We start from the raw sequence: 10,570 nt of genomic DNA, 5'->3' as shown, positions 1-10,570 counted from the left end.
CAATATGGGCTATTCGCAACTGCTGCGCGGCAATCGCAAGAAGGCCAAGGCGTTGCTGCTCGAAGCGAAGGCCGGCATGGCCGATCCAACAGTCGTCAACGCCAACCTCGCTCTCTTGAACAAGGGTTGATCTCGCATCCATGGGTCCGGTTTCGGGACACGTGCCATCGACGCTTTGTAAACCCTATCCGCAGGTTGCATCGAAGGATTGCCTGAAAACCCGTATCTGAGGGCTGCCGCTGACCTAGAATGCAGCGCAACCGCCGACGCTCAAGAGGCCCTTGCCCGATATGCTGGACTTCAGTTCGCTTCTGCTCGCAGCCGCGCTGTCGGGCATATGCCTCAGCGTCACCATGTTTGCCATTTGGTTCACCGCGCCCAAGGCAGGTTTCGTGCTGACGGTTGCGTGCGGAATTCTGGTGCTCGTTGCGCATGTGATCCTGTTCTGGCGGTACACCAAGGATCCCGATCCGCTGCTTTGCCAGATCGTGCTTGCACTGCTCAGCCTGGGGTTCCTGATCATCTGCTTGTCGGCCATGCAATTTCTGGGGGTGCCCGGCTACGGACGTGCCGTTGCACCTGCGCTTGCCGCCATGGCCATTTGTGCCGTCGTGACCTTTATGGGCTTTGACGGCATTGGCTTCATAGTCACCTACACCACGGTGACGGCGCTGCTGTCGGCGATCGGCGCCATGTTCTGGATCAACGGCAGTCACGATCGCCGCATCCTTCTGGTGGTTTCGTTTCTGAGCGGCACCTGCGCGATGTCGTTTGCGCTTTGCGGCGTGGTTCTGCTGACCAAGGGGCAATGGACGCTCGGGGTTGCGCCCGACAACTGGGCCGAACGATTGAATTCCGTGGTGGCGGTCGCCTGCATGACCGGGCTCGGAGCATTGACGCTCTCCCTCCATCATCTGCAGGCGCAAATTGAACTCAAGGCCGAGACCATGACCGACCCGCTGACTGGGTTGCTGAACCGCCGGGCATTGACGTCGCTCTACGGCGAACGGAGTTTCGGTCCGTTCATGTCCATCGTCATGTTCGACCTCGACCATTTCAAGCGGACGAACGATGTCTACGGTCACCCGGTAGGGGATCAGGTCTTGTGCCGTTTTGCCGCCGTCATCAAGAAATATGCCCGGCCCGGCGTCGACGCTTTTCGCCTTGGCGGCGAGGAGTTCGCAATCGTCATGTCGCGGATGACGGATGAAAAGGCTTACGATCTCGCCAGCAAGATAGGCGTGGCGTTCGGCACCGAAATCGTCCCCACCCAGCTCGGCAAGTTGCGCAGCACGGTCAGCGGCGGCATCGGCTTTGGCGAGGCAAGCGGCAGCAGGCTGGACAACGTGCTCGCCGAGGCGGACGCGGCGCTCTATGCCGCCAAACGCGCCGGACGAAATTGCGTCATCAGCCGCAAGAGGATGGGCAAGGCCGAGCCGATCAAGCCGGCCTTGCGCTCAGCGTAATTACTCCGCGGCACCCAGATAATCCGACAGCGGCGGGCACGAGCAGACCAGGTTGCGGTCGCCGGCGACATTGTCGATGCGTGACACCGGGGGCCAGTACTTGGCTGCCGTGTCGGCGTCGCCGGCCGGATAGGCCGCTTCCAGGCGCGAGTAGGGATGGGTCCACTGGCCGGCCAGCGCCTCGGAGGCGGTGTGCGGCGCGTTGACCAGCGGATTGTCGGCCAAAGGCCATTCGCCCCTGGCGACTTTTGCTGCCTCTGCCGATATGGCGATCATCGCCTCGCAGAAGCGGTCGAGTTCCCGCTTGGGCTCGGACTCGGTCGGCTCCACCATCAGCGTGCCGGCAACCGGGAACGACATGGTCGGCGCGTGGAAACCATAATCGATCAGGCGCTTGGCGATATCGTCGACACTGATGCCTGCACTCTCCTTGAGCACACGGGTGTCGAGGATGCATTCATGCGCGACGCGTCCCTGCCTGCCCTTGTAGAGCACCGGGAAATGCGCACCGAGCCGCGTCGCGATGTAGTTGGCGGACAGGATCGCCGTCTCGGTCGCCTGCTTGAGGCCCGAGGCGCCCATCATGCGGATATACATCCAGGTGATCGGCAGGATCGAGGCGCTGCCGAAGGGGGCGGCGGAGACGGCGTGCGCCGAGCCTTCGGTGACATGGCCGGGCAAATACGGCTTCAAATGCGCCTTGACGCCGATCGGCCCGATGCCGGGTCCGCCGCCGCCATGCGGTATGCAGAAGGTCTTGTGCAGGTTCATGTGGCAGACATCGGCGCCAATGTCGCCGGGACGGGCAAGCCCGACCAGCGCGTTGAGGTTGGCACCGTCGAAATAGACCTGGCCGCCATGCTCATGGATCAGTGCGCAGAGATCGCGTGCGCCTTCCTCGAACACGCCATGCGTCGAGGGATAGGTGAACATCAGCGCCGCGAGATTTTGCGCATGCTCAGTCGCCTTGGCCTTCATGTCGTCCATGTCGATGTTGCCGTCTTCGGTGCAGCGCACGACGACGACGTTCATGCCGGCCATCGCCGCGCTCGCGGGATTGGTACCATGCGCCGAGGAGGGGATCAGGCAGACGGTGCGGTGGTTGTCGCCGCGTGAGCGGTGATAGCCGCGGATGGCGAGCAGGCCGGCATATTCGCCCTGGCTCCCGGCATTGGGCTGCAAGGTGACGGCGTCGAATCCGGTGATCTCCGACAGCCAGCCCTCCAACTCACCGATCATGGCACGGTAGCCTGTCGAGTGCGCGGCCGGGGCGAAAGGGTGCAGATCGGCAATGCTCGGCCAACTCACCGGCATCATCTCGGCGGCGGCGTTGAGCTTCATGGTGCAGGACCCCAGCGGGATCATGGCGCGGTCGAGCGCCAGGTCCTTGTCGGCCAGCCGGCGCTGGAAGCGCATCATCTCGGTTTCCGACTTGTTTTCGTGGAAAACAGGCTGGGTCAGGAACTCCTTGCCGCGCGGCTTGCCGGGCACCGTGCTGTCGGCGGAGACACCAGCCTTGGCGCCGAACAGGGCCGCGATTGCGTCGAGATCGGCCTCGGTCGAGGTTTCGTCGAAGGCAATGCCGATATGATCGGCATCGACGGCACGCAGCAACCTGCCACCCTTTTCAGCCGCAGTGGCGATCGAAGCTGCCTTACCCTTCACCTCGGCCGTCACCGTGTCGAAGCGGCTTGAACCGAGCACGGAGATACCTGCTGCTTTGAGCCCGGAGGCAAGACGATTGGCCAGCGTGTGGATGCGCCCGGCAATCGCCTGCAGCCCGGCGGGACCGTGCCAGATGGCATAGGCAGTCGCCATGTTGGCGAGCAACGCCTGCGCGGTGCAGATGTTGGAGGTCGCCTTGTCGCGGCGGATATGCTGTTCGCGCGTCTGCAAGGCAAGCCGGTACCCAGGCCGGCCCTTGCTGTCGGTGGACTGGCCAACCAGGCGGCCGGGCATCAACCGCGTGAGCCTGTCGGAGACGGCGCAATAGGCCGCGTGCGGGCCGCCAAAGCCCATCGGCACGCCAAAACGCTGCATCGGGCCGACGGCGATGTCGGCGCCGAGCTTGGCCGGCGCGTCGGTCAGCGTCAGGCCGAGCGGGTCGGCGATGAAGACGACGATAGCCCCGGTCGCGCGCGCCTTGTCGATCGCTGCCTTGTGGTCGCCATAGACGCCAAACGTATCCGGCCAGGAGACGAGCAGGGCGGCGGTGTTGTCGTCGATCGTCTCGCCATCGATCTCGATGCCGAGCGGCTCGGCGCGGGTGCGCACCACGTCCAGCGTCTGCGGATGCGGCGTGCCGGCAAGTGCGACCTTGGTTCGCTTGTCACGGTGGTGGCGTAAGGCGATGCCGACGGCTTCGGCCACGGCGGTTGCTTCATCGAGCAGCGAGGCCGAGGCCACCGGCAGGCCGGTCAATTCGGTGACCAGCGTCTGGAAGTTGAACAGCATTTCGAGCCGGCCTTGGCTGATCTCTGCCTGATAGGGCGTGTAGGCCGTGTACCAGGCAGGATTCTCGAACAGATTGCGCTGGATAACCGGCGGGACATGGACGCCGTGATAACCGGCGCCGATGAAGCTCTTCAGCACTGTATTCCCGGACATGACAGCCGAGAGTTCGGCCAGCGCTTCCGCCTCGCTCGCCGGTGCTGGCAGGGCAAGCGGCCGATCGAGCCGGATCGACTTCGGTACGGACTGGCTGATCAGCGTCTCGATCGAGGGCACGCCGATGGCGGCCAGCATCGCTCTGGTGTCGTTGAGGCCGGGACCGATATGGCGGGCCGAGAAGGGGTAGGGTGCTGCGGTCATGTCAATAAGTCCTGGTATCAACCGATATGGGCTTTGTAGGCGGCCTCATCCATGAGACCGGCGAGCTGGCTTTCGTCGGCAAGCTTCATCTTCCACAGCCAGCCGGCTCCGGTTGCTGCCGAGTTGACCAGCGACGGGTCCGACGACAGCGTGCCGTTCGCTTCAGTGATCTCGCCATCGACCGGTGCATAGACATCGGATGCCGCCTTGACGGATTCGACCACGACGGCGGTGTCGCCCTTGGTCAATTTCTTTCCGGTCTCCGGTAGTTCGACGAAGACGAGGTCGCCGAGCTGCTCCTGCGCGTAATCAGTGATGCCGACCGTGGCGATGCCGCCCTCGACGCGGAGCCACTCGTGATCTGATGTGAAATAGGTCGTTGCCATTGAGATCATCCTTTGCGGTAGCGATGCGGTGTGAAGGGCAGGGAACTGATATCGACTGGGATTTTTGTGCCGCGCACGTCGGCGAACACCCGCGTTCCGGGCTTTGCCAGAGGTGTCGAGACATAGCCCATGGCGACCGGATGGCCGGCCGAGGGGCCGAAACCGCCCGATGTGACCTGGCCGGCCGGATTGCCGTCGGCGTCGAAGAGCGCGGCACCGCCACGCACCGGCTGGCGACCTTCCGGCTTAAGCCCGACCCGCTTTTGCGCGGGTCCTTGTTCCACGGCGGCGCGGAGCGCATCGGCGCCGATGAAAGCGCCGGAAGCGCGGATGTCCTTTGGAATTGCCCACATCAAGGCGGCGCTGGCCGGATTGGTCTCCGGCGTGATGTCCTGGCCATGCAGGCACAGCCCTGCCTCCAGCCGCAGACTGTCGCGGGCGGCCAGGCCGATCCACAGCACGCGTTCATCGCCGAGCAGCTTCGCGACGAGATCGCGTGCATCGGCTTCCGGCAGGCCGATCTCGAAACCGTCCTCGCCGGTATAGCCCGACCGGCTCATGAACCAGTTCTTGCGCGGTTCGACACCATGCATGAAAAGCAGCGAGCCGGTCTCGATGCCGGCGCGGGAAAGGGCGGCCCAGGCTTCAGGACCCTGGATGGCCAGGAAGACGCGGTCGAGCGGCTCGACCCTGGCGTCGAAATCCGCGGCAAGTGCACGCAAATGCTTTTCGTCGGCGACGGCGTTGCCTGCGTTGGCGACTATCATGAACCTGCTATCGCCAAGTCTGGTGACGATGAGGTCGTCCAGGATGCCGCCTGCCTCGTTGAGGAAAAAGGACAGTTTGGACTGTGAGATTTGGAGTGCGCCTGCATCCAAGGGGCAAGCGCGGTTGAGCAGCGCAACCGCCTCCGGCCCGCTGACTTCGAACAGCTTCATATGCGAGATGTCGAACAGGCCGGCCTGTTCGCGGGTGTGAAGATGTTCCTTCATGACGCCCGCCGGATAGGTCAGCGGCATCGACCAGCCGGCAAAAGCACCGAAGCGCGCACCGGCGGTTACATGGATGTCTTCGAGGGGGAGGTGTCTTGTATCGTCGCCCGTCATGTCGTCTCCAGAGTCGCACGCAATCGGTCGCGAATGGCGACCAGTCCGTGCCCCTCTGTCTGAAGCCTGAGAGACTCGCGCAGCCGGAGCTCTGTCAGCGGCGCTTACACCTTCGGCGCGGGGGCAAGCCCCGACTTTCCAGAGTGTCTTTCCCGTCTACGGTTCTTTTGCCTGAGAGATTTCGGGCGATTTCCCCTTCGGCGACAGCTCTCGCTGTTCTCTCCCGCAAACAGGTAGGACTCAGACCCTGAGTCCTCGACGCGCCATCCATAGCTCGCGCGCGGCGGCTTGTCACCTGTCAGCGACATCTAAAGCGCGTGCGTACCATTCTTCAAAACCGCGGCACGTTTTTGGGCGACATGCGTTGGCCGACAAGTCTTCGCTAACCACGCCGTTTGCCGGTTTTTCAAGACACTGCTGATATGTTGGCGTGTATGACGCTTGGGGCCGGCGCTTGGCGACGGCGGACGGGGACGACAAATGGGCGAATTGATCATGAGCGCGCCGGTGGCCGGGCTGACCTCGAAAAGCCGCATCGCCGCGGAGGACGTAGCGATGTTGCGCCATGAAGTGTTCGGCGACGGCGTCGTGACGCGCGGCGAGGCCGAGGCGCTGTTTGCGCTCGATGCAACGGCGAAGGACAAATGCCAGGAATGGCCGCCCTTCTTCGTCGAGGCGGTCACCGACTATATCGTCCACCAGGAAAAGCCGTCGGGCTATATCTCGCAAGACAATGCCGACTGGCTGATCCGCACGATCTCGCGCGATGGCATGGTCGACAGCCGGACCGAGCTCGAATTGCTGGTGCATGTGCTGGAACAGGCGAAATCGTCGCCGAGCCAACTTTGTGTGTATGCGCTGGAGCAGGTGGCGCATGCCGTCATTGACGGCAAGGGGCCGCTGATGCTCGGCGGCACGCTGGCTCCCGGCCTCATCGCACAGGCGGAGGTCGAGTTGCTGCGCCGGATCCTCCACGCCCATGGCGGCGACGGCAACATCGCCATCACGCGCGCCGAGGCCGAGGTGCTGTTCAAGATCAACGAGTGCACTGCCCAAGGGCACAATGATCCGTCCTGGAACGAGCTGTTCGTCAAGGCGATCGCCAATTTCATCATGTGCTCGGCCGGCTACGAAGCACCGACGCGCGATGTGGCGCTGCGCCGTGATGCCTTCCTCGAACATGCCGATCCGGAAATCGGCGGCTTCTTCAGCCGCATGATCTCCGGCGGCCTTGCCGGCATCATGGAAGCCTATCGGTCGCCAGGCGACATCGAGGCCGAGTGGGAAGCCAAGAACAGGGCGGCCGAGGCTCTGGCCCGCCGCGCCGAGACGGTCGATGCCGGCGAAGCCGGCTGGCTGATCGAACATATCGGCGTCGACAGGCCTCTTTATGAGAACGAACGCGCGCTGTTGACCCTGATCAAGCACGCCTCACCGGAAATCCATCCGGCGCTGAGGCCGCTGCTCGACAAGGTCGCCTGAGCGGTAGGGGTTGCCTGAGCGGTAGGGGGTTGCCTCGGTCAAAGCTGGGGTTGCCCGATTAGATCTGGTCGACGTCGATGTATATCCTTGCCAAGCCTTCCCTGACGGTCGACATGGCATCGGCGACACTGATGGCGATGTGGTCGTGCATGAGCCTTGCGGCGCTGTTGGCATCGCGGGCTACCATGGCCCGGGCGATTTCGCTATGTTCGGTGTAGGTTGTCGACAATCGCCGGTGCTTCTCCACTTCGATCTTGCGAACGAAATGGATGCGCGTGTTGATGCCTTCGAGCATGCGCGCCAGTTCGGGATTGCCTGACAGCCTGGCGATGCGGATGTGAAATTCCTCGTCCCTGGCGGTCAGTTCGGCGCTGGAAAACGAGTCGGCGCGCGCCATGGTGAGCGCCCACCAGTCGACGAGCGTGGCAAGCTCCTCATCTGTCGCGCGCTGGACCGCCAGCCTGACGGAGCGCTCCTCGAGCACCGCTCGCACGTCGGAAAGATTGACGATCTCGTCGACATCGAAGCCCCGGCAAAAGAAGCCGCGATTGGTCTGGAAGGTGATGAGTTCCTCCGTGACCAGCCGCTGGAGAGCTTCCCGGATCGGGCTGCGGCTGACATTCAGCCTCGCGGCAAGCGCCACTTCGTTGATGCGTTCGTTCGGCTTGAAGCGATAGTCCATCGCCATGCGACGGATCTCTTCATAGACACGCGGGCCGGTCTTGATCGGCTTGGATGCCAACGCCGCATTGTTGTCCTGGTTGGTTTGTCTGGTGGGTCGAAGCATGGCGTCGTCAAGCCTTTGCGGCGCTTGGTTCGGCGAACCGCGCCTGTGTGGGAAGGATGCCGTCGAGGGCGATCGGCGCTGCCCGGCCGGCGATCAGATCGGCGACGATACGGGCCGATCCATGCGCCATGGTCCAGCCGATATGGCCGTGCCCGGTGTTCAGCCACAGGTTTCGGATGTCGCGCAGGCCGAGGATCGGCAGGTTGTCGGGCGTCATGGGCCTCAGGCAGGCCCGCATCTCGGCGCGATCATAGGCGATGCCGCGCGGGAACAGGTCCTGCGTGACGCGCTTCATGAAGGCGAAATCCGAAGGCTTGTGGCTGCGATCATAGCCCGCGAATTCCGCGGTGGCGGTCACGCGGATGCGATCGCCCATCGGCGTGATGGCGACGAGATTGTGCTCATCGATGACAGGGAGTTTTGGAGCCAGCGCCTGATCGACGATGGGAATGGTCATGGAATATCCCTTGACCGGATAGATCGGCAGACCAAGGCCGATCTTGCGGGCGAGGACGGGGCTCTCGGCGCCGAGACACAGAACGTAGGTGTCGGCCAGAAACTCTCCCTTGTCGGTGACGATCTTGGTGATCGTTTCCTTTCTGCGTTCGATCCCCACGATCCTGGTCCCTGTCAGGATCTTGCCGCCCCTATTTTCGACGATGGCCGCCAGCGCGCGCGTGAACTTGGCGGCGTCGCCGGTTTCGTCGGTCGGACACAATACGCCGCCGGCAATGTTGTCGCGCGACAAAGCCAGCGCCGGCTCGCGGTCAACGATTTCCTGCGCGTCGACGATACGGATCTCCTGGCCGTCGGCCTCCAGCAGGCGCATGTTGGCGATGCCCTTGTCGAGCGCCTGGCGGTTGCGGTGGAAGTAAAGAATGCCGGCCGATGTCCTGTCGTACTGGATCGCTTCCTCCCTGACGACCGCCTGCAGGACCGATTGGGAATGGACCGCAAGCCGATGTTTGAGAAGGGTGTTGCGACGCGCTTTGGCGGCCGTGCATTGCATGAGGAAGCGCAGCGACCAGCTGTAGAGATGCGGGTCGGCGGAGAGCTTGAAACGAAGCGCCTGGTCTTTCTGGAACAGCGACTTCAGCAGGATTTTTGGCGCGGCCGGCGATGACCAGACGAAGGAATGGCCGGGCGCGATCATGCCGGCATTTGCCCAGCTTGCCCCTTCGGCCACCTGTGATGCCTGCTCGAGAACGGTGACCGTGTGGCCGTCCTTCTGCAACTGATAGGCAGTGGTGATCCCGACAACGCCACCGCCCAAGATCAATATGCGCATCGCTGACCCGAATGGTTGTCGTTTCTATTGTCGACAATTCAACAGGAAGACGCTGGCCATTGTCAACGGCGCGTGGGTCGACGATCGATTCACCGTTCAGACAGGGCGAAATCCGGCATTTCCCGGTTCCCAAAATTGGAACGGAGCTCTTGACACGTTTGGCAAAGTTGTCGCTTCTATTGTCGACAATTCTGATTGGCATCAGGAAGGGGACTGCGCCATGGACGCCCCGCTTAGCCGCGCCGACGATGCGCTTGTCGTCGACAAGGAACACATTCCCTTCAAGACCGACGACGGCATCGGCACCCGCGCCAATCTCGGCCTGCTCGTCCTTCGAACCGACCAGACCATCGAGGATGAATTCCGCTATGCGCTGCCCGCGCGCGACATCGCGCTGTACGAGGCGCGGCTCTACAGCGATGTCGAGATCACGCCGGAAAACCTGATGAAGATGTCGGCCGTCATCCCGGAAACTGTCGGGCTCTTGCCGGACGTCAAGTTCGATGTGATCGGTTTTGCCTGCACCTCGGGAGCGCTGGTTATCGGCGAGGACAAGGTCGCCGAACGCGTTCATGAGGTGCTGCCGGGCGTGCAAGTGACCAACCCGGTGACGGCGGCAAGGGCGGCGCTGAAGGCCCTGGGCGTCTCGCGGATCGCGCTGCTCACCCCTTATCTGGCGAAAATCAATCATTCGCTACGTGCATCGCTGATGGCGCGGGGGATGGACATTCCGGTCATGGGCTCCTTCAACGAGGCGGATGACAATGTCGTTGCGCGCATCACGCCGGCATCGGTCAAGCAGGCCATCTTGGAAATCGGTGCGTCGAGCGACTGTGAGGCGGTGTTCGTTTCCTGCACCAGCATGCGCGTTGCCCGCATCATCGAGGAGGTCGAGAAGGAACTGGGGAAACCGGTAACCTCGAGCAATCACGCCCTTGCCTGGCACATGCTGCGGCTCGGCGGCATTGGCGAGCAGATCGCCGGAAAGGGCGAACTGTTTCGCCGCTCGCTATAGGTTGGCCATCTTTGGGGCCGCAGCGTTTGCGGTGTGCGATTCAGATTCCGCCGTACCAGTCATAACCATTGTCTTCCCAATAGCCGCCGCGACCGCCGCCGACAGTGGCGAAGCCGTCGACCAGCTCGATCTTGTAGAGATATTTCGGCATCTTGTAGCCGAGTTGGCGCTCGACGCGAACCCGCAGCGGAGCGCCGTTCTCGACCGGCAGCGGCTTGCCGTTCAGGCC

The 10,570-nt window shown here is 63.0% G+C and carries 9 protein-coding genes and 1 riboswitch; of the genes, 3 read left to right on the top strand and 6 right to left on the bottom strand.

Annotated elements, in window-relative coordinates:
* Positions 1-290: 290 nt before the first annotated feature.
* The gene (locus EN984_RS09175; RefSeq protein ID WP_127267795.1) at positions 291-1,466 is read left to right on the top strand and encodes a GGDEF domain-containing protein; all 1,176 of its coding nucleotides are present in this window, start codon (positions 291-293) and stop codon (positions 1,464-1,466) included.
* Here the strand turns inward: EN984_RS09175 and gcvP are convergent, their stop codons facing one another.
* From gcvP to gcvT, 3 genes are read right to left on the bottom strand one after another with little or no spacing between them, the layout of a single operon-like run.
* On the bottom strand, positions 1,467-4,277 hold the full coding sequence (gene gcvP, locus EN984_RS09170) for an aminomethyl-transferring glycine dehydrogenase (RefSeq protein ID WP_127383709.1): 2,811 nt from the start codon (positions 4,275-4,277) through the stop codon (positions 1,467-1,469).
* Between the two features lie 17 nt (positions 4,278-4,294).
* Entirely contained in the window at positions 4,295-4,663 is a 369-nt protein-coding gene (gene gcvH, locus EN984_RS09165; protein WP_013531953.1) for a glycine cleavage system protein GcvH, read from the bottom strand.
* Positions 4,664-4,668: 5 nt separating this feature from the next.
* A complete protein-coding gene (gene gcvT / locus EN984_RS09160; RefSeq protein ID WP_127267797.1) occupies positions 4,669-5,769 on the bottom strand; it encodes a glycine cleavage system aminomethyltransferase GcvT in 1,101 nt (366 codons plus the stop codon).
* A 149-nt stretch (positions 5,770-5,918) separates the two neighbouring features.
* Positions 5,919-6,005: riboswitch (glycine riboswitch) on the bottom strand.
* Between the two features lie 244 nt (positions 6,006-6,249).
* On the opposite strand from gcvT, the gene EN984_RS09155 reads away from it, so the two are divergent.
* Positions 6,250-7,251 carry a hypothetical protein gene (locus EN984_RS09155; RefSeq protein ID WP_127267798.1) on the top strand — a complete coding sequence of 334 codons (1,002 nt, stop codon included), beginning with the start codon at positions 6,250-6,252 and terminating at the stop codon, positions 7,249-7,251.
* Between the two features lie 58 nt (positions 7,252-7,309).
* On the opposite strand, the gene EN984_RS09150 is transcribed toward EN984_RS09155, so the two are convergent.
* Together EN984_RS09150 and EN984_RS09145 are read right to left on the bottom strand one after the other, a co-directional pair.
* Entirely contained in the window at positions 7,310-8,038 is a 729-nt protein-coding gene (locus EN984_RS09150) for a GntR family transcriptional regulator (RefSeq protein ID WP_127267799.1), read from the bottom strand.
* A gap of 7 nt (positions 8,039-8,045) precedes the next feature.
* Entirely contained in the window at positions 8,046-9,326 is a 1,281-nt protein-coding gene (locus EN984_RS09145) for a D-amino acid dehydrogenase (RefSeq protein WP_127267800.1), read from the bottom strand.
* Between the two features lie 220 nt (positions 9,327-9,546).
* Between EN984_RS09145 and EN984_RS09140 the strand changes: the two genes are divergently transcribed.
* A complete protein-coding gene (locus EN984_RS09140) occupies positions 9,547-10,341 on the top strand; it encodes an aspartate/glutamate racemase family protein (RefSeq protein ID WP_127270737.1) in 795 nt (264 codons plus the stop codon).
* A gap of 40 nt (positions 10,342-10,381) precedes the next feature.
* Here EN984_RS09140 and EN984_RS09135 read toward each other — a convergent pair.
* The coding region (locus tag EN984_RS09135; protein WP_164765416.1) for a molybdopterin-dependent oxidoreductase at positions 10,382-10,570 on the bottom strand (189 nt) is incomplete at its 5' end.

This window comes from Mesorhizobium sp. M7A.F.Ca.CA.004.12.1.1 (genome assembly GCF_003997835.1).
Classification (GTDB): domain Bacteria; phylum Pseudomonadota; class Alphaproteobacteria; order Rhizobiales; family Rhizobiaceae; genus Mesorhizobium.
This window is presented reverse-complemented; position numbering and strand designations above follow the sequence as displayed.

Coding starts and splice junctions, on each gene's coding strand:
- gcvP (WP_127383709.1), bottom strand. CDS start 4,277: ATGACCGCAGCACCCTACCCCTTCTCGGCCCGCCATATCGGTCCCGGC.
- EN984_RS09150 (WP_127267799.1), bottom strand. CDS start 8,038: ATGCTTCGACCCACCAGACAAACCAACCAGGACAACAATGCGGCGTTG.
- gcvT (WP_127267797.1), bottom strand. CDS start 5,769: ATGACGGGCGACGATACAAGACACCTCCCCCTCGAAGACATCCATGTA.
- EN984_RS09175 (WP_127267795.1), top strand. CDS start 291: ATGCTGGACTTCAGTTCGCTTCTGCTCGCAGCCGCGCTGTCGGGCATA.
- EN984_RS09155 (WP_127267798.1), top strand. CDS start 6,250: ATGGGCGAATTGATCATGAGCGCGCCGGTGGCCGGGCTGACCTCGAAA.
- gcvH (WP_013531953.1), bottom strand. CDS start 4,663: ATGGCAACGACCTATTTCACATCAGATCACGAGTGGCTCCGCGTCGAG.
- EN984_RS09140 (WP_127270737.1), top strand. CDS start 9,547: ATGGACGCCCCGCTTAGCCGCGCCGACGATGCGCTTGTCGTCGACAAG.
- EN984_RS09145 (WP_127267800.1), bottom strand. CDS start 9,326: ATGCGCATATTGATCTTGGGCGGTGGCGTTGTCGGGATCACCACTGCC.